Below are 20,195 nucleotides of genomic sequence, written 5' to 3'. Positions count from 1 at the left end.
GACCGTTTTTTTAACACCCCCGTGGAAAAATTGAGACTATTCGACCAGAGTTGAACCTCTTCGCGGTTCAAATGGTCTCACAGTCTCAATTTTTCCGCGGTTTTTATCTACTCTATCTGATGCGTTTACCTGTCTGCTGGAAAAATGTGCGAAATTTTAAGCAAAATTTCGCACAGAAGGAAGGCAACCGCTAAAAATATTTTTCATGCGGTTGCCCTGATTACGCATTTGAAACACATTGAACAATGAGCTAAAAACGATTACTCTACTTCCCATGATACTCGACAATAAATATATGATGCCGTATACGGTGCCGACCACAGCCATCGACGGGCAGTACCGTTGTACGCCGATAACTCTTGCTGCGCTTTCGCAGGATTTGGCGGCTAATCACTATAGCTCTACCGGTATATTTATGCCGCAGCTGCAAGAACGAGGTTTGATGTGGATTATCTCCAAGCAACATTTTGAAATACATGAATATCCGCTCTGGCTCGATTGCCTGACGTTACAAACATGGGCGCAGCCGCCGAAGGGACTTTTTTGTTTTCGGGATTTTGCTTATTACTACGCCGAGGGCGGGAAGAAAGCTTCGTTGTCTGCGGCCTTTAAAGATTTTGATGCGGCGGAACGGAGGGGTATCGAATGGACGGCAGACTCGTTGCGGCGACATGGAGAGCTGTGTGTGCGCGGCAGTACGTGCTGGGTTGTGCTGAATACGAAAACCAATCAGCCTGCCGTTCTTGACGATACGGTGTTCGGTTCGTTGGCGTTTTGTACTGAGCATTTAGAAGGGCGGGTTTTTGCAAAAATTCCCTTGCCGGCACACTGGGATCGCGAGGAGTTGTTCCATCTCTCGCTTTTGGATATCGATATGAACGGGCATGTCAATAATCTGAATTATATCCGCTGGGCATTGTCGTTTATGGATGCGGACTTTTGCCGCGGCAAATTGCTCCGCGTCCTCGATACCAATTTTTTGATTTCCGCTCAATATGGAGAACAACTCTGCTGCCGCTGCTCTCATATTGAAGACAACGTATGTGTGCATTCTATTGTGAGAACTTCCGACGGCAGCGAGGTGTTCCGCGCCCGTACCGAATGGGCTGATGAGCGGAAAATGGCACGGCCGCTTCAGGTTGAACATGAAACTTCCCGACTATAATGCGCCGTCCGCACTCGCTGCCGTGTTAGATGAACACGGGTTCGGGATGCAGAAAAAATTCGGACAAAACTTTTTGATTAATGCACATATACGGCAGGAGTTGATTTCCGCACTCGGGTTTTCCGCCGGGGATACTGTATGGGAAGTCGGCCCGGGTCTCGGTTCGATGACGTCATTGCTATTAGAGGCAGGCGCCGATCTAACTGTGTTCGAAATAGACCGCGGCTTCGTACAGCTTTTAACGTCCTATTTCGGTTCATATCATTCGTTTCATTTAATAGAAGGCGATGTGCTTAAAACGTGGAAGACTGAATATCAACGGCACGCGCCGAAGGCCTTTTTCGGGAATCTACCGTACAATATTGCGGCAAAGCTCATCGCAGCGACAATCGAAGCCGAGTGTTTTTTTGACTGTATGGTTATAACCGTGCAAAAAGAGGTCGGTCTCCGTATGACCGCGGCTCCGGGAAGTGCGGATTATTCGTCGTTTTCGCTGTTGTGCCAATGGGCTTATGATGTAGAGCCGATTCGTGATATTGCTCCCGCTGCCTTTTGGCCTAAACCGAATGTCGAATCCCGGGCACTCCGTTTTACCAAAAAACAGTCCCCGCAGCCGGTACGCGATGCGCGTCTTTTTTTAAGCCTTGTCCGTGGTCTTTTCAGTGCGCGGCGTAAAACGGTGAAGAATAATTTGAGTGCGTTCCTTGCTGCCAAAGGAAAAAAGACGCTGTCTGCGGAATCCCTGCTGAAAGTAGCCGAAATCGATCCCGCTGCCCGTGCGGAATCATTGACCATCTATGATTTTATCCGATTATCGGATACACTGGCGGGCTGTGATGAATAAACGATTGCGTTGTATTGCGTTTTTGGTTCTGTGCATGATGACTGCTGCGCAGATGCCGCTGATTGCGGAAGAAAAAAAAGAAGATCATACGCCGGTTCCCTATACAAAAGAGGAATTTCCGCTTTGGCAGCGGGAGCTCCGGCGATTTGAAATACTGTCTTTTGGGGCGCTCCCCTTTGTTACGTTGCTGTCTTTTTGGGGTTACGATATGATTCGTGCCATACAGCACCCTAAAGATCCGGCTTATTATCCGTGGCCGCTCAAACAGGCTGACAAAGCAGTCGCACTGACCGAAAAAGAACAGCTCGGCGTATTCCTTACCGCTGCCGGCATATCGGTAACGATCGCGTTAATCGATATAACATACCGCGCCATTAAACGTTCTGCAGCAAAAAAGCGTTTGGAACGGGAGAATGCCTTTACCGAAGACCCTATTCAATTTACACCGATAAAGCAATCGGATGAAGAGGACGCTCAAGCTCTGAAGCTCATGACCGATGCCGCACTGGCTGCGGGGTCTATTGGAGGAATTGCAACGTTATTAGAGAAAGAGATCACAGCGAACCCTTCACTACAGGACGGTAAGACCGGCTCGGCGGCACAATAGTATGAATAAAGTATTTGAGCTTACAGTGCCGGATGGAACCGGTAAGCTGCGGCTTGATGCGTTTTGCAGCAGTGTTCTTACCGGTATGACCCGCTCACAGCTTAAAACAGGGGCGCAATCCGTGCAGCTCAATGGGCGAAAGGCAAAACTTTCAAGCACGGTGCAAGCGGGTGACCATATCACACTGATATGGGAAAATCCGCTCCCCGATGTTCTTATCCCTGAACACATTCCAATTCGTATTGTGTATGAAGATAACGATGTCATTGTAGTGAATAAACAGGCCGGTATGGTCACGCACCCTGCGGCGGGCAACTGGACGGGGACGCTGGTGCAGGCGCTCGCGTATTACCGCTTGCACACGTCGCCTATTCATGATGCATTCGCCTGCCTGCTTGGAGCGGAGCAGGGGAGGGGGAACTTTACCGAGCTGCTGCGTGCAGGTATTGTTCATCGGCTTGATAAGGATACTTCCGGCATCCTTATCACCGCCCGTAGTGTCGAGGCGGAAGCCTTTTTAAAAAACGAATTTAAGCTGAGGCGTACGGAAAAATATTATCTCGCAATTCTGAACGGCGTACCGGAAAAGCAAACCGGTAGTATTGAAACTTCGGTGTTTCGTGACGGACACAGCAGTATTCGGTTTGCCGCCTCGGCAGATCTGTCTAAAGGAAAATACGCCCGCTCCCGCTATAAGGTGTTGCAGGTGTACGGGCGGCATTCGCTGGCGCTCTTTAAAATCGATACCGGTAGAACTCATCAAATTAGACTGCACGCACGGTTTATCGGCTGCCCGGTGGTCGGAGATCCGCTCTATGGAAAAAAAGAAACCGAATGGAAGGAATACGGCTTGATGCTCCACGCATATCGGCTCTGTATTACGCTCCCTTCGACACAAAAAAAAGCCGTGTTCACCGCCCCACCGCCCCGAAAATTCCGGACTGTCCTGCGCCTTTTGCAGACGCAGCACCCGCAGGGGAATGGCTGAGGCATTTATGCAAAAAAATATTGATATGGTAATGGCGGCTTTCGATTACAATAGAATGGAACCCTGTATTGTACGGGAAACCGCTCATTGGGCGGTTGTGTATAAGCCCCCGCATCTTCCCACCGCGCCGCTTCGAGCAGATGAACGCAATACGCTGGTGTACTGGTTTTTGCATAGCACTGAGGCGGAGGGCGATGTTCCGTCCGATGATATGAAGACAGATGCGCTACTCGATGCTACGCAGATAGATGCACAGAAGTCGCCCTTCGAATACGGGCGGGATATTCAGGAAGTTCAGGTCGGCAATAAACCGGAGATACGGCTGGCAGGACGACGTATTCGGGAGGCGCAGGTACGTGGAAAAAAAGCGATCGAGGCGGGGCTGCTGCACCGGCTCGACACGGATACGCGAGGGCTTGTGCTTTTTGCAAAGGATCAGAAGGTATATGATTTTCTTGCTGCCCGGCAAGAAGCGGGGCAGATGATAAAAACCTATTGCGCGTTTGTAGAACCAAATCTATCCCTGACTATGGAATATAACGGGTATGGTTTCGATGTAACGGAGTTATCTGCGCTGAAAGAGTTGTCTGCTGCACAGAGGGGAATAGCTGCACAGGAACAGGTAGTAGTACAGGAACGGATAGCTGTAAAGGAACGGATAGCAGCAAAGCTACCGCTTACGCTGGAAAGTCAGTTTAGGAATTTCGGTCCCGGCGCAAAAAGGGTCGCTCCGGTTTTTCCCGGCTCGCGGCATTACAAGAAAGACGGGCAGCTGTATACGACGGTAATTGAGGCGGCCGATATTTTGCCGTCCCCGCCGCAGGGCGGTGAACAATACGCGTTATTCCAAAACAATGATGGGCAGTCTTTGGTTCGGGTACGATGCCGCCTTTCCCGCGGATACCGGCACCAAGTACGTGCTCATCTGGCCGCAGCCGGACTTCCGATTGTTGGTGACCCTCTGTATGCGCCGCAGGGAGCGGAAGCTCCACCGGTGAGTTTGCAGCTTTACGCGGTCAGCCTTGAGTTTCCCGATCCTGAAAACCCTCAGCGGAATATACTCGTTGCGCTTCCGCCGCCAGATAGAATGAACCCGTAATCAACAGCGGCCGATTTTCGGTAATGCTTTGGGTAAAGGCCTTCTTTAATACTGCGTTAAAATCTTCACTTGCTTCCATTACAACACTGTTCTCATTTTCGAAAACCTGCGTAAATGCGATGACGGTTTTTTCTAAATTGCCCTTTTTAAACGAGCCCGGCACGGTGAGGTAGAGGTGCGCAATGTTGCCGTAGAATATCGGCGCAAAACCGGCGGGGTCTTTATCGGCCGCGCAGGCAAACACCAGTATCGGCTTGGCGTTCGGTGGCGCATCGGGTATGGACTGAGTATCAGAGTATGCGGATATAGTACCGGAGACGGGCGGAGTACCGGAATGTACGGATGTACTGTCGTTATAGGGAATCGAAGCGCCGGATCCATCGCTGAGGAGAGAAAAAAACGTGTCTGCACAGGTTTGGATGCTGTTATGCGTATGTGCGCCGTCGAGGACAATCAGCGGCTTCGTACTTAAAAGCTGGAAGCGCGCGGGGAGCCATGCCTTTGAAAGCCCGCTTTCGATTAAGTCTTCCGGCATATCGGGAAAGCGGTATTTAAAAGCGGCGGCGGCGAGCGCAGCGTTCTCCGCCTGTACGGGCGTAAAAAGCGGGAGTATTGCGTGCAGCGGACGTTTAAAGAGCGCTCCTACCGGATGGTCAGCTGAAAAGCAGATGGTAACTTCGCGGCCTTGCGGTGTCAGCCGGTGTTCAATCGTTTCGATAAAATCGGGTAGATAAAAAAACGGAGCATTGAGTGCCGCCGCCCGTTCTTTGAATACTTCAAGCGCGGAAGGTTGTTGACGTGAGCAAAAAACGGGAACACCCGCTTTAATGATTCCCGCTTTTTCTGCCGCAATGAGCGGAATGGTATGACCGAGATATTCACAGTGTTCAAGCTCGATCGGTGTCAGTATGGTTATTTCCGGCTGTATGATATTGGTAGCGTCAAGCCTGCCCCCCATGCCGGTTTCAAACACCGCCCAGTCGAGCCGCTCTTGCCGGAACAGTACAAAGGCCGTAAGTGTTACCAGCTCGAACCAGCTCGGTTGGGGTTCCGTCTCTTTATCGATATGCGGCATAACGCTCTCCTGTACGGCACGGAATGCTTCAAGGTAGGCTAAATCACTGAAAAAACGACCGTTTTCCGTTATCCGCTCGCGGAAGTCGTTTACATGTGGAGAGGTGTAGAGGCCGGTCTTATAACCGGTTTCGGTGAGTAAGGCTGAAAGCATCACCGCAACGGAACCCTTTCCCTTTGAACCGGCAATGTGTATGCATTTATACGTTGTTTGCGGGTTGGAAAAGAGCGTTGCATAGTATCTGATAACCTCAAGCGAAAAGTTTTTTTTATGCGGTCGTTTTTCAAAGTTAATAAAACCGTCAAGCCATCGGTAAAAATCGTTCAGATTTTCTTGATGAGCTATGGGTATTGAATCGGTATTATATGCTTCGTTCATTAAGATTGTTGTCGTTTTTCATGCTCCAAAAGTAAAGTTTTGGAGGGAATGTCGCAAAGCTCAGGCGGTCCGAAATACTGCACGGGGCCGGGAAAAATATAGGCCGTTTCTACCGCCCACCGATCTCGCTGCGCTGCGAATGTTTTGAAAGGTTTGCCGTTCAAGTCGATAACCGTTTTTTTGATAACCGGCTTCTTCTCTCCCGACCGCAATTCCATATCCATCAATTTGGTTAACGGAATACCACAGGGCTTCCATTCGATGGGTGGGGCTGTAAGGTTGTATACCGATGCTATATAGCCGGTCAGTCCGTTCGCAATCAGCAAAAAGATCGTTCTGCCGAGTGCATAGCAATAATCCGCATCGAAGTTTGAAGGAAATTCCGCCCGCCCTTCATATCCAAAGAAATGAGCCTGCGCACTGAACTTCCCTGTATAGATTCCTTCTTTTTTCAACTCGGTAAGCCGTTTTTTTACTAAGCCAATCAGCAAGTGCTCTGTTTCTATCCGCGACACTTGCAGATTTCCGTGCGGGTCTCGATCGGTTAAAAATTCTGCGGCAATGTCCTCCGGCATAGAGGCAAACAAGGCGGCTGATTCGGGATTGATGTGCTGCTCTACCCACGTTCTTTGTTGTTTAAAGGTTTCAAGTGTGTTAAATGCATCGGGATATTGCGCCATTGCTGCGTTGAGTTCTTTGATGAGCTGCTTCATCTCGGGGATAAATTCGATAACGCCTTCGGGAATAAGCACGACACCGAAGTTCTCCTTACGGTTTGCACGCTTTACCACTGCATCGGCGATTATATCGGTGATCTGTTTGAGGGTCATTTTTTTTTCGGCAACTTCTTCGGAAATCAGGCAGATATTTGGCTGGGTACGGAGCGCACATTCCAAGGCGATATGGCTGGCAAATCGACCCATCAGTTTGATAAAGTGCCAATATTTTTTTGCGGAATTTGCATCGCGGGCGATGTTGCCGATAAGATCGGAATATATCTTGGTTGCGGTGTCAAACCCGAAAGAAGTTTCCAGCATATCGTATTTTAAGTCACCATCGATGGTTTTAGGAACACCGATAATCTGCGTTGCAATGCCGTGTTGCAAAAAATATTCTGATAATATGGCTGCATTCGTGTTTGAATCATCGCCGCCGATAATGACCACTGCATCAAGCTCCATCCGCTTTACCGTTGCTATCACTCCGGCAACTTGCTCGGGTGTTTCGATTTTTGCACGCCCCGAACCGATCATATCAAAGCCGCCGGTGTTCCGGTATCGATCGACAATCTCCCCGGATATTTCGATAGCGTTTCCGATAATCAATCCTTCCGGCCCACCTAAAAAACCGAATAACTTGGAGCCGGGGTTTGCCTTTTTTAGACCGTCGTATAAGCCTGCTATGACGTTATGTCCACCCGGCGCTTGTCCACCCGATAAAATTGTTCCGACCCGGAGCGGTTTTTTGTCGATGTGTGCTGTTCCTTTGACAAAATGAATAACCGGCTTGCCATACGTGTGCGGAAATAGCGGTTTTATCTCCTCTGCATGTGCCATGGACGTTGTCTCTTGTCCTTTTTGCATTGCAATCGATTCAATCGGTTCATCGAGAATAGCGGGGAAACGCGGCGTATATGTATACCGCGCTTTGTGTAACTGAGATACGGTCATAATAAGCCTCTCTGTCTTAGCAATTTTTATCTAGTTTTGACAATAGCATCCGATAAATGTTTTCCGTCTGCTTATTAAAACAGACATGATAGACGGTCATATCTGTCTTTGTTTCCGTTAAGTAGGTATAAACGGTGGAAAGAGCTATTACTGCCGCCTCTTCCATAGGATAGCCGTATACGCCTGCACTGATACAGGGAAATGCAATTGTTTTGCAATGAAAATCGGTAGCGAGGATGAGCGAGTTGCGGTAGCAGCTTGCGAGCAGTTCCGGTTCCCCGTGTTTGCCGTCTTGATATATCGGTCCGGGCGTATGGATGACGTATTCTGCAGGGAGCTTATATCCGCGTGTAATTTTTGCCTGTCCTGTTTTACAGCCCTTGAGTGCACGGCATTCTTCCAGCAATTCAGAACCGGCAGCACGATGGATAGCTCCGTCAACGCCTCCGCCGCCGAGCAGGGATGTATTTGCTGCATTGACGATTACATCTACTTTAAGTGTAGTTATATCCGCACAGATGATTTTGATATCCATAACTTCCTATGATTTATAGTACTTATACTACCGATTACCGAATCCGGTATATTTTTTGAATTAAAAAACCGGCAGCCCATGCCTCATCGACCGTGTGACAGGGAGAGGCGAGGGGGCGGCTGCCGGTCATAGACTAAAAATACTTAGTCATCCCAGCCAATTCCGATCGTGACGGATCCGTTGCGTTCTTCTTCGACTACGGGTTTAGTTTGCTGGTTTTCATTATTGGTATATCTATTGCCGTTGCTTGACTTCACACCGGATTCGGTACGGACAGAAGCGGCTTGAGCTGCTTGTAACTGGTTATCCGAAGAGTTGGTTGCGACAGCCACAGGGGTAGTTACCGTACCCATTCGACTTATGGTACTGAATTCGCCGGAGGCAACCATTTTCGGTATCCCAATACCGGAACCCGATTCAAATTGAACGGCTCCGTGGTCTACAAGTAAGTTCTGTCCGTCGAATTCAAATCCGGTACCGCGTACGGAAGCGGTTGCTGTCGGGCTTTTAACCTTAAATTCCGCTTTTTCACCTTCTTTTGGTGTAACTTCCGCCTTAACCCGTCCGGCCATTAAAAACATTTGCGTTTTCGTTGTCCCTTCGGATTTTATCAGCTCTTCAAGCGATAATCGGGTAACGGGTTTTACCGTCAACGTTGCCGATTCCGTTTTGATAATGGCGGTACTCTTAAAGCCGGTAGAGATAAAAGAACCCGCTGGTAAAGTATCACCTACTTTTGCAGTTTTCCAATCATTTCCGGGGAGCTTGCATTCAACTTTTCCGGCAACTTCGGTAACTGTAGCCGTCTGGGTAGCTGCAGCAGCCGAAAAAATTCCTGCTGTGCAGAGTAGGAAAATTCCTAGATATCTTTTCATAGTACACCTCCTAAAATGGATTGCTATAGGGGAGTTCTAAAAACTGATTTGCAATCCGCTTTAGCGGATATGATAAACCATTTCTTTACAGAAACAAGCTGATAGGCTTGATATTTTTAGAAGGTTCCTATAGCTTTACGGTAAATGTTAGTTCAGTCAGCCAGCGCAGATTATACGTTGTGATAACTTTCTGATTTGGTACAAATATACCTCCGGTGAATGATAGATCAAAATCATTATAAAACTGATAGGCGAGTTTCGCCGATAATTCGGAACCGACATAAACAGGCGTCTTCTTGGTATTCGGAGAAGTCAGCGCTATGTATGATAATTCCGTTAAGAGTTCTTGTATTGGTCGAACGCTTACTGTGAGTCCTCCTGTAAGCATATTGCTGAATGAGCTGATCGAACCATTGGCAACAACCGTTTGTTTTGTGTCTGTAATCGGTATAAATGAACGCATCGGTCCGGTACCGTCATAGTCTCCTGCTGCCCAGTTGAGCTTACCTGTTATCGTAAAATAACGCCAATTAGGGTTGAAATATTGCATTGCAAGCCCCGATGCGAGGGAATAAAAAAATTGCGTGTCCTCACCGAATTGGACTGCAGCCCAGTATTTCCAACTGACATTCCGACCTATCCTTCCATGAATATACGGTATAAAATACTGCGTATGGGTTCTTCCGGTTAGTTTAAGTAAATCAAATTGAGCAAGGACATCGAATCCTATTGTATGTGCAGGAATAACTTCTTGGAAAGAGGCCGAAAGAAGCAAGAACAATCGTTGCGGGGCAAGCAGCTTGTTTTTATCGTTCATTCGTTTTCTATCATCTTCATCTATTCGTATTTTTGCATCGCTTTTGTAGGTTAAGCCCGTGTAGCCGAGTGCAAAAGCAAGATCGGTGTTCTTGATTGTAAGGCCGACTTTACCTCCGTCGAATAAACCGCTGAGAATTTTACGTGAATAGTCATCGAAGAATGTCCGACCGACAGCCCATTGCAAGCCGATCGCATTAAAGGCTGTATTGCCCGACCAATCCGTTCTCTTAAGTCTAAATGCTTGGGCAAGCGGAAGAAATTGAGCCGCTCCCTTAGGCTTAATAGGGAAAGCACCTGAAAACCGGGCTTCTCCGGAAATATATATCGATGAAAAATCTCCTACAGGGAATTCAATGAATGCTTCCGCTGCATTTGCCTGTGATATATTAAAAGCCTTATTGGTACCGTTTAACTCGGTACTATTGGAAAGGTTAAATCCGAAGTCCAATGCAGCCACCTGCATTGTAATGCCGCTGACTATAATAAGAAGGGTTAGTATACGTTTCATTGTTCACCGCCTTGTACCGTATCGATGCGACCGAGTATTTGTAGCATTACCGATCCCGTCATCAGTGCATCGGGGTTGTTTTTACCTTGGATAACTGCGAGGTATCGCAGATCACGATATGCATATCGTGGGCAGGGGTAGATGCGGTACATCATACCTCCTTTAACATCGAAAGCTTTCATCAATAAAAAGGCATAAGTCTTGATCGGTATCACATCTTCTGCTGAAACTGAATTCCGTATCAAATTTTCATTTTCGTTTTTGAATCGGTCAAAAGCTGTTTCAAAATCAAGTTCATCGGAACCGTCATTCAAGGCTGTTTGTATCAGATAGGTAGCCTGTCCAAAGGTCGCTTTTTCAGTCTCTAAAATTTTGTCAATCTTTTCAGCTGCTTGACCGAATGCCGCCGCCGCGATAAGTAACCCCGCAACGGTAATACATAAAGTATGTTTCATTCTGTCCCCCCTTTTTAATAAAAAATGAAGTTTTTATCATCTTCCCATTGTATAACTCACGTACATATCATACTATAGATTTAATAGGGAGTAAAGAGTGAAGAAAAAAATATTTTGGCCTTCAATTGTTATACCGTGTATTATCGGATTACTGTGTGCAGGAGCTTATCTGTTTCCATTTTGGATAGGCGTTGAAAATCGACTGTATGATTTCTTTTTAGGCTTAAAGTCTGATGTTAAAGAAGATTCTTCTATTGTGCTGCTGGATATCGATGATGTGTCTATCGAAAAAGTCGGCTTATATCCGTGGCCTCGTAATACGATTGCAAAAGGCTTGGAAGCGTTGGCGCAACTTGGCGCCGAATTTGCGGTCTTCGATATTGAGTATATCGATAAAAGTCCGATGAGTGTAGATTTTACCTATTTAAACGGTACGTTAAAGTCCGAGTTTGCCGCTTCTTTTGAAGAGATTGGCGCAAATGTACAGGATATTTTTGCAGCGCTTGCCAATAACCAAATTACACTGCCGGAGGCAGGAATATACGGGAGCGAATTGGTAGATTTAATCGATCAATCGCGCGACACTCTCTACCGGCATACGAAGCAGGTTGCGATAGAGAACGATAGCTATTTAGGACAGGCAATGCGGCTGTTCGGTTCGTCGTTTATTACGGTTAATATGCAGGATGATCCTCCGAGCGATGGTTCAGAAGATTTATATGCCATTGCGAAAGAGCGGTTTGTCTATCCTAAGTTGAAAGTGAATGCCCCCTTATCGGACGGTCGGCACAGCGCTTTAGTACCGATACCGGAAATCAGCCGTATGGCTGCGGGAGCGGGGTTTACTAATGTGTATATCGACAGTGATGGCGTGAGGCGGCGTATCCGGTTGACTGATAATATCGGCGACACGGTGTTTATGCAGCTTGCCTTTTCTCCGTTGTTGAAGAAACTGGGGGCTCCCGAAGTTGTCATCGATAAAAACCTCGTTACGTTGATCGGTGCCGTGTATGACGGTAAAGAAGAAAATATTTCAATACCGCTTGATTCAAGCGGTATGATGTTGATTCGATGGCCGAAAAAAAACTATCAAAACAGCTTTACTCATGTTCCTTTCTATCTGCTGATTGATTATGCCGAAAGCGGAGAAAAAACGGCAAGCAGTTTACGCCTGTTACGGGCAAATCAAGGATGGAACCTCGGCCCCGGCTACGCGCCGATCGATACATGTATGCAGCTATGGGATAAAAGCGAAGAACTGCGCCGTACTGCCTTGGAATCGGGGGCTGTGCAGGATAAGGAAGCTTGGCTTACTGCTGTGCAGACCTATTGGGATACGGTAAAAAGCTTTTTTGAAACAGACTACGGTACGTCGGTAGCGCTTTTGTTCGACGAGGCAAAACAGGCAGGGAATCCTGAAGATGCGGAACTTTACGATCAGGTAAAAGCCGATTTTGGAACGCTCTATGCAAACGCCGCCTCATCGTATAACCGGCATACGGAGCTTGAAACGGCGCTTGCCGGTAAACTTAAAGATGCTTTTTGTATTATTGGGTGGTCAAGTACCGGTACAACCGATATCGGTGTTAACCCCTTTCACAGCGAATATGTGAATGTCGGTACGCACGCTGCGGTCGCCAATACTATTTTGCAGCGTGATTTCTTACAGCAAGCGCCGGTTTGGGTGTCGGCTCTGCTCGCGATTGCGTTTTCTTTCGGTATTATTGTGGTTATCCGCCGGTTCAGCACCCTTGTTCAGATTATTGCAGGAGTTGTGCTGTCCCTCGTCGTGCTGATGGTGAATCAACTCATATTCCACTTTACCGGTATTTATATCTTTATTATCTCACCGGTGCTGGCACTCTTCGTATCGTTCTTAACCTATTCGATGGTGTCGTTCATCATCAGTGAGCGCGAAAAGAGCTTTCTCCGCAAAGCATTCGGCACATACCTTTCCGGCGATGTTATCAATGAGATGATAGAAGATCCTTCTATGCTGAAGCTCGGCGGGCAGAAAAAATGGATTACCGCAATGTTTACCGATGTTAAGGGCTTTTCCACAATAAGTGAAGCGCTCGATGCCGAACAACTGGTTAAGCTGCTGAATATCTATCTTTCCGGTATGAGTGATATTATTTTAGAGCAGCGCGGCACTATCGATAAATACGAAGGGGACGCCATTATATCGTTCTTCGGCGCTCCGGTAGATTATAAAGAACATGCCCGCCTCGCCTGTCATGCCGCAGTGCTGATGCACCGTAAAGAGGTTGAACTGAACGAACTTTTTATGCGTGAAGGGATGAGTCCTAATCCGCTTTTAACCCGTATCGGGATTAACACCGGCGATATGGTTGTCGGGAACATGGGTACCGAACGGAAGATGGACTATACGATTATGGGTAACGCCGTCAACCTTGCCGCCCGTTTGGAAGGGGTAAACAAACAGTACGGTTCATGGCTTTTGATTTCCGATATGACGAAAAACGAAATCGGCGACGAATTTATTACCCGCCGGTTCGACCGTGTGCGCGTCGTCGGTATTAATACACCGGTGCAGCTATGGGAGCTGGTAGAACTGAAGGGAGCCGTCGATTCGGCGACGCTCGACTTTTTACGCCGTTTTGAAGAGGCTCATTGTGTGTTTGACCGGCGGGATTGGAAAGAAGCAGCTCGCCTTTTTAAAGCGCTCCGCGAAGAGCGACCGGATGATGGTCCCTCCGATGCCTATCTGCGTAAATGCGAGGCCTTTATCCAAAAGCCCCCTGCGGACAACTGGGACGGTGTATTCAGCCTTACGCAAAAATAGGATAGAATAAACCTGTTCGGAAACTTCCGTTTCTGAACAGGTTGTCTTGATGGAGAAGTAGGGGCTATACGGCAATTTGCTAAGGGGTCGACATTATAGCGTCGATGTCAAACTGATACATTGCGGGGATGATTCCATCATTTGCTGCATAGTCAAACCGGTGTACTGAACGCTGCCCTGCATACCAGTTAATCGCCAGTAACGTACCCTGTATCGGGATAGCAGCATCGGCGGCACAAATACCGAGATTTATTGCTTTAAGGGAGCCGTCGTCGTTATGCAGATATGCAACGGAATCCGCCTCACCTGAATTATACCGAGCAACAACCACATCATAGGCGTATTCGGTAAAAAGCTTTTGTTTAAAACGTTCAAGATGGAACGGATGCTGTGCCGAACAAATCACCACGAGAATCGATACCTTGTTTTGCATTTTCGGCGTTAGCGGAATTTCCCGTTCAAGCATCTCACTGCTTGTGCTGTTGATAACCAGACAGGTGCCGTGTTTACTTTGCCTGTATCGTTCACCGTTGGGTACATCAAAAATGAGAGCATCAAAGCCAGATAAAAAGCGCGCTTCATTTCCGGCTGCGTTACGCAACAGCTGTTCCGCCTTATCGGTTGCAGTTGCATACCTGTCCCACACCCAGTAGTCCCGAATACCTGCGCCGATATCCCCGCTGCCGCCGATAAGAATAGTGAGGTTTTTTGTTTTTGCATAATCGGTATATTCTGCACGCTGGGACGTTGCTTTTACCGCTTTGCGAAAATCTGCAATGCGCGCTTCGTTTCCACTCGGGTAAAATGCCCAATATTGGTGCGAAGTTGACATAACATTTTCGTCCGGTATGAAGTCATAGGTTGACGTGCGATGAATTAACACCGGTGTGTCGGAATTGTGCGTCGCATTGTACGCTCTCAAGCAAATCATCGTTTCGGGACTGTCTACTTCAATAAAGAGCGGATTTTCATTGTTTTGAATGATATCCCGGGTTACGCAATCATGCAGATTGGTCATTCGCGGGATTTGATAGTGCGAACAGTCAACCGATGCAACGACGAGTGCGTCAGGGGGAAGATTTTGAGCAAGCCACTTACCCAGCGCTTCGAATACCGCAAACTTTCTTTCTCCTGCGCATTGCTTTAAAAGCATTGGCATTATTTTCGCGTCAGGGAAATATTTTTTAATAAACGGCACTTGGCTGAATATCGCATGATCCTTTATCCACATTGTTGTGTTAAGGCTTACATCAGCTGAAAGTGCCGTATCGTTACAAAGTCTTGAGATCAGGGCTTCATCAACGGCAACGTTCCCTCCCGGAGCAGTAAAAATAGTATTGTGTGGTAATGAAATCGTATTGGTTCCGCCTTCAAAATGGTCAGGTCCGATAACCACTACAACCGACGGTTGTATTTTTCTGCCAAGCGCTTTATAGAACGCATTTTGTTGTGGTATTGCGATGTCATGATGGGGTATCATTATGGAAGCAGGAACTGCATCAGGAATTAAAAATGCAGTAGAAAAAGAATAGAGGTGCTTCCACATTCCTACATCATTGCGGTATTGATAGCCGACTTGTGCCACTCCATTGGAAACGGCTTCCCCGCTATCTCCGGTTATGCCGGAAACCGACGAACAAGCAACAAACAAAAATGCCGCGATGTACGCTGGTATTCTGCCTCCCCATCCTAATTTCATCGATACCGGCGCCCGCCCCACTCAATAACCGCAAAACCCTTTCGCTTTGCAGACTGTAGCTGTTGTTCTTTTACGGTAATCGGTTCATCAAGAAGCTTGTGATCAAAATACACACGAATAATCGAATCAGGCTTCGGGTTAACCTTAAGCGGAGCCATAGCATCAATCATTTCCTGAGTGTGAAAACGAACGAACACATACGGTCTTCCGGATTTGGTTATTTCCGGGATCCAAAATTCTACAAAATCATCAATTTCTTTTTTGTTTAAGCCCAAAATCGTTAGTTTTTCTTCAAAGAATGCTTGTAATTCACTGCTTTTAATCACAAAACCTTCGGATACATCAACGGCACTGCCGTTGTCAAGACTCTCCCAGAAAAGATACGGATACTCTTTAGCGGTTTTTTTATCGTAGAGCGTTCCATCCGGCGAAGCAATGACTTCCCATTCTTTACCCATCTCCGGAATTGAAACGGTAACACCGCCTTGCGGAGCCACAGAAACCTTTACCGTTTGCTTTTTTTTCGGGTACAAATAAATAACCGGCTTACCCCTTTCGGCTGCTCCGCCTTCATGAACGAAAAATGTCAGCGATGCTGCTTTTTTGCGCCCGTCACGGAATGTAGCAATAAACCGATAGTAATTTGAACCGAACTTTAAATTTTCCCACTTTCCTGAGGCATTGTAGACAAACTTTGTATCGCCCGGTTTATATTTTGTTAATATATAGTCCTCAATATCAACACCGGCAATCGGTTTTGAACCGTTATACAAATATTCATCGATATTTTCCGCGTTTTTTGATGACCAAATGACCCGAATAGAAACGCAATCCGGAGAAACTTCACCCTTAAAGGTATATTGCGTTTCGAGTAAATTACTCTGATTATAGATGTTATAGACGTACGCATAGCACTCTTCTTCTGCAGGATCAACAATTCTAATAAAGGATCTTTCACCGGCAAATAGATTTAAAGTGAAGCCCATTAAAATTAGCAAGAAAGTTACGCCACGCTTTTTCATGTTTGAACCTCTAAACTCGAAAAATTACATACAGCTAAAAACTCTATAAGAAAATGCACGCCTCGTCAAGGTAACCTGTTTGGAACCTTCCGCTTCTGAACAGGTTACCTTGAACTGCGATGTTCAGGCATCGTACTATTTGTGCGATTTAGAACTCGTCGACCTATTCGAAAACGCAGTTATCGAATAGGTCTATTCTATTAATGTGTATTGATAACTGTGTCGGCGATATTCAGCGTTGACTTACGGTGCGAAACGAGCACAACCGTCTTTCCGGCGCCGGATTCCTTCAGCGATTTAAGGATGATACGCTCGTTAAGGGCATCCAAATTACTGGTCGGCTCATCGAGGAGAAGGAACGGCGAATCGTGCAAAAATGCACGGGCAAGTCCGATACGCTGCTTTTCTCCGCCCGATAGGGTGTCGCCGAGTTCCCCGACCGGCGTATTATAGCCATCGGGAAGGGTGGTAATAAAATCGTGGATGGAAGCTTTTTGTGCCGCCGTGATGACTTCTTCCTCCGAGGCCTCCAGCTTACCGATTTTGATATTGTCAGCAATAGTGCCTTTGAAGAGCTGACTTTCCTGCGTAACGCAGGATTCCATCGCCCGCAATGCTCCGGTCGGGACGGTTTTTATGTCCTCTCCGGAGATGCGTATCGCGCCTTTTTGCACTTCCCAAAACCGCATCAGAAGTTTAAGCAAGGTAGACTTACCCGATCCGCTTGCGCCGTGTATGCCGGTAATCGTATCTTTTTGAATCACCGCGCTGTAATCATACAATATCTGTTCGTTGCCGTAGCTGAAATCAACATGATCTGCCGCAGCACCTTCAAACGAGCGAGGTTTGCCGTCGGCGGGAATTTCTTCTACAAGCGGCTGCTCTTCCAGCAGACTGAGGATACGGTCGCCGCTTGCGAGCGTTTGATGTAAATTATTGGAAAGTTGCGCAAGGGCCAGCACGGGGCCGAAAGAGGCACTCATGCCGAGTGTTATTCCTACGGCGGCTGCAAAGTCGATGCTTCCTTGCCGGAAGAATATAATAGAAAGAAAAAGCTGCGCAAAGGTAAAAAAGAGGATTGCCGTATTCGTTGAAATACGCTGCCGTGCTTCCTGTACGCTTAAATATTCCCCGTTTTGTCCAAGACTTTCCGACCGCCGCCGAAGCTCGGTACGGATACGTTCCCCCGCTCCGTATTGGATAATTTCTTCCAAGCCGCGCAGGGACTCAAGGACAAAGCTGTTCAAATTTCCGAACTCGGTTCTAAAAGCAAGTCCCTGTTCGCTTGTTCGCTTGCCGTTGCGCAGGGGAATAATCACGCCGATTGTAATATACCCTGCAAGTGCGACCGGTACCGCAATGAGGCTGCGGCTGCCGAGAAAGATCAGCATACACAGGGATGTCAGCGCTGCGATAACGATAGGGGAAATGGTATGGGCATAAAATACTTCCAATAGTTCGATGTCGGTGGTAATCAGCGAAATCAGATTTCCCTTATCTTTCCCTTCAAGTTTTGCCGGAGCCAGCTTCCGTAAAGCACTGAACACCTTATGCCGGATAATTGCCAAGAGCTTAAACGCGATATAATGATTGCAGTATTGTTCCCCGTAGCGGAGCGCTCCCCGCAGAACCGCAAGAATGATGACCGTTATAGCAATCTGTTTAAGGCTTAATCCGAAGAACGGCTTTCCGATCGCGATCGGTACTTTGTCATAAATCGCAGCGATAACAGCTTCGCCTCCGAGAATGGTGATAAAGATTGCGCATAAAAATCCGAGCACTCCTGCGGTAATCGCAATCAGCATAACGGGGAGCAGCGGACGAACAAGGGTGATCAACGAACCCATAATAGAAAGGGCGCTTCTGCGTTTCGGTGTATTCATTTATCGCTCCTCCTGTGCTGTTTGACTATCGGCAGCGTTGCCGTACTGTTCCAACTCCGACTGGCTTTTATACAACGCACAATAATGGGCATCTAATGCCATCAATTCGCTATGGGTGCCCTTTTCCGTAATCCGCCCGTGTTCCATAAAGTAGATGCAGTCGGTGTCTACACTGTTTGCCAATCGGTGTGAGATAAGTAGTACCGTCTTGGTCTGTTTCAGTTCATGGATAATCTGTAATATCCGCTCTTCGCTTTCGATATCGATATTGGAAGTTGCTTCGTCAAAAATATAGACGGGGCTGTCGAAAAGGAGGGCGCGTGCCAATGCAAGCCTCTGCCGTTGCCCGCCGGAAAAATTCATACCGCCTTCCTGCAGCTCGGTATCTAAGCCTTTTTGCGTATCTAAGAAATCAGCGAGGTTTACTTTTTTGAGCGCGGCAGCCATTTCTTCAGCCGAGGCGTTCGGCTTTGCAATCCGCAAATTATCCCCGACGGTTCCCTTAAAAAGATACGCATTGTGTTTTACGACTGTAATATGCTGCATGATATGGCGTTCATCGATGGTTTTCAGTTCGTCTGCACCGAACAGGATGCGTCCCGTATAGTTTTTATGCTTACCGGAAAGGAGCGCCGCAATCGTGCTCTTGCCGCATCCGGATTCCCCTGCAAGGGCGACAAAGGAACCGTGCGGAACGGTCAGGTTGATGTCGGTAAGGATTGCCCGTCGTTCGGTATAAGAGAACGAGAGGTCTTGGATGCTGATACCGGCGGTACGGTCGATGGAGCCATGCGCTTCTGGAGGTTCGGGTAAGTCGAGGATGTAGAAAAGTTTATCCGAGGCGGCCATACCGTTCATTGCAATGTGGAAAAAAGAGCCGAGCAGTCTGAGCGGGATAAAAAATTCCGCCGACAAGAGGATAATGCTGAATGCCGCCGCAATCGAAATATCCCCTGCGGCAAATTGATATGCTGCCGTAATGATACCTGCGGCTGCTCCTCCATACGCAACTACATCCATAACGGTGATGGAATTGAGTTGCATACTGAGTACCTTCATCGTGATGCGCCGGAAATGTTCCGCTTCTTTGTCCATCTCCTCAGCTTTTGCTTCATCTGCCTGATATATTTTTAGTGTCGTCAGCCCCTGAAGGTTTTCCAAAAAGCTGTCGCCGAGTTCTGCATACGTACCCCAGTATTTACTGAGCAACCGCTTGGCAATTTTTTGCACTGCGACAATAGAAATCGGTATCAGGGGAACGCAGGCGAGGAGAATGACCGCCGCCTTAAAACTGACCGGCACCAGTACCGCAAAAAGGGTGAGCGGCGCAAGGAGACTGTAAAAAAACTGAGGCAGGTATCTACCGAAGTATACTTCAAGCTGTTCGATCCCCTCAGAGGCAAGCTGCACTACTTCCGAAGTAGCGATGCTATCCCGATAGGCAGCTCCGAGTTTTAGCAGTTTTGTGTAGAGGGCATCCCGCAAGGTAGTTTTGACGTCCCGACCTGCCAGAAAGGCATAGCGAGTTGCATATTTTGTTGCAACAGCCCGAACCGCAAGCGCCGCTATAAAAACAGCGCCTGCCATAATCATCTCTTTTGAAGTAATCGTACCCTTGAATAAAGCTTCCAAAAGACGCCCGATAAAAAATACCGCTGCGATTTGCGAAACAAGGGCAATCCATTGCCATAAAACATTTAAATAGACGTAGCGCTTTGAATGCGCCAAAAATGTAATTAATCGTTTCTTTATCATAAATGTATGGAC

15 protein-coding genes and 1 pseudogene are annotated in these 20,195 nt (G+C 47.4%); 6 read left to right on the top strand and 10 right to left on the bottom strand.

Annotated elements, in window-relative coordinates; genetic code table 11:
- Positions 1-274: 274 nt before the first annotated feature.
- From DWB79_RS11465 to DWB79_RS11445, 5 genes and pseudogenes are all read left to right on the top strand, one after another.
- Entirely contained in the window at positions 275-1,165 is an 891-nt protein-coding gene (locus DWB79_RS11465) for an acyl-[acyl-carrier-protein] thioesterase (protein ID WP_016524209.1), read from the top strand.
- Positions 1,146-2,009: a 16S rRNA (adenine(1518)-N(6)/adenine(1519)-N(6))-dimethyltransferase RsmA gene (gene rsmA, locus DWB79_RS11460; protein WP_016524208.1), complete on the top strand. Its 864-nt coding sequence runs from the start codon at positions 1,146-1,148 to the stop codon at positions 2,007-2,009. Before DWB79_RS11465 ends, rsmA begins: the two co-directional genes overlap by 20 nt.
- 34 nt (positions 2,010-2,043) lie before the next feature.
- Positions 2,044-2,460 (top strand): annotated as a pseudogene (locus tag DWB79_RS11455) (hypothetical protein); the annotation flags it as partial.
- 157 nt (positions 2,461-2,617) lie between these two features.
- Complete coding sequence (locus tag DWB79_RS11450; protein ID WP_016524206.1) at positions 2,618-3,604, top strand: RluA family pseudouridine synthase; 987 nt, start codon at positions 2,618-2,620, stop codon at positions 3,602-3,604.
- A gap of 7 nt (positions 3,605-3,611) precedes the next feature.
- Positions 3,612-4,703 (top strand): pseudouridine synthase, encoded by a 1,092-nt coding sequence (locus DWB79_RS11445; protein WP_016524205.1) that lies wholly within the window; start codon positions 3,612-3,614, stop codon positions 4,701-4,703.
- On the opposite strand, the gene DWB79_RS11440 is transcribed toward DWB79_RS11445, so the two are convergent.
- From DWB79_RS11440 to DWB79_RS11415, 6 genes are all read right to left on the bottom strand, one after another.
- Complete coding sequence (locus tag DWB79_RS11440) at positions 4,621-6,156, bottom strand: bifunctional folylpolyglutamate synthase/dihydrofolate synthase (RefSeq protein ID WP_016524204.1); 1,536 nt, start codon at positions 6,154-6,156, stop codon at positions 4,621-4,623. The two genes, DWB79_RS11445 and DWB79_RS11440, sit on opposite strands and share 83 nt — an antisense overlap.
- A complete protein-coding gene (locus DWB79_RS11435) occupies positions 6,156-7,826 on the bottom strand; it encodes a diphosphate--fructose-6-phosphate 1-phosphotransferase (protein ID WP_016524203.1) in 1,671 nt (556 codons plus the stop codon). The genes DWB79_RS11440 and DWB79_RS11435 overlap by 1 nt, the downstream gene beginning before the upstream one ends.
- Before the next feature lie 16 nt (positions 7,827-7,842).
- The gene (locus DWB79_RS11430; protein ID WP_016524202.1) at positions 7,843-8,361 is read right to left on the bottom strand and encodes an O-acetyl-ADP-ribose deacetylase; all 519 of its coding nucleotides are present in this window, start codon (positions 8,359-8,361) and stop codon (positions 7,843-7,845) included.
- A gap of 143 nt (positions 8,362-8,504) precedes the next feature.
- Entirely contained in the window at positions 8,505-9,236 is a 732-nt protein-coding gene (locus DWB79_RS11425) for a FecR family protein (protein ID WP_016524201.1), read from the bottom strand.
- 127 nt (positions 9,237-9,363) lie between these two features.
- Entirely contained in the window at positions 9,364-10,563 is a 1,200-nt protein-coding gene (locus tag DWB79_RS11420) for a hypothetical protein (RefSeq protein ID WP_016524200.1), read from the bottom strand.
- A complete protein-coding gene (locus DWB79_RS11415; protein WP_016524199.1) occupies positions 10,560-11,018 on the bottom strand; it encodes a hypothetical protein in 459 nt (152 codons plus the stop codon). The genes DWB79_RS11420 and DWB79_RS11415 overlap by 4 nt, the downstream gene beginning before the upstream one ends.
- Positions 11,019-11,115: 97 nt before the next feature.
- Here DWB79_RS11415 and DWB79_RS11410 point away from each other — a divergent pair, with 97 nt between their 5' ends.
- On the top strand, positions 11,116-13,824 hold the full coding sequence (locus DWB79_RS11410) for a CHASE2 domain-containing protein (protein ID WP_016524198.1): 2,709 nt from the start codon (positions 11,116-11,118) through the stop codon (positions 13,822-13,824).
- A 79-nt stretch (positions 13,825-13,903) separates the two neighbouring features.
- On the opposite strand, the gene amrB is transcribed toward DWB79_RS11410, so the two are convergent.
- From amrB to DWB79_RS11390, 4 genes are all read right to left on the bottom strand, one after another.
- A complete protein-coding gene (amrB, locus tag DWB79_RS11405; protein ID WP_016524197.1) occupies positions 13,904-15,523 on the bottom strand; it encodes an AmmeMemoRadiSam system protein B in 1,620 nt (539 codons plus the stop codon).
- On the bottom strand, positions 15,520-16,545 hold the full coding sequence (locus tag DWB79_RS11400) for a hypothetical protein (protein ID WP_016524196.1): 1,026 nt from the start codon (positions 16,543-16,545) through the stop codon (positions 15,520-15,522). The genes amrB and DWB79_RS11400 overlap by 4 nt, the downstream gene beginning before the upstream one ends.
- Positions 16,546-16,745: 200 nt before the next feature.
- Positions 16,746-18,428: an amino acid ABC transporter ATP-binding/permease protein gene (locus DWB79_RS11395; RefSeq protein ID WP_016524195.1), complete on the bottom strand. Its 1,683-nt coding sequence runs from the start codon at positions 18,426-18,428 to the stop codon at positions 16,746-16,748.
- Positions 18,429-20,183: an ABC transporter ATP-binding protein/permease gene (locus tag DWB79_RS11390; protein WP_016524194.1), complete on the bottom strand. Its 1,755-nt coding sequence runs from the start codon at positions 20,181-20,183 to the stop codon at positions 18,429-18,431. It abuts the gene before it with no gap.
- Between the last annotated feature and the right edge of the window lie 12 nt (positions 20,184-20,195).

Origin of the sequence: Treponema medium (genome assembly GCF_017161265.1) — a bacterium.
Taxonomy (GTDB): Bacteria; Spirochaetota; Spirochaetia; order Treponematales; family Treponemataceae; genus Treponema; species Treponema medium.
Note: the sequence above shows the minus strand (reverse complement) of the source record. Positions and strands in the feature narration are given on the sequence as shown.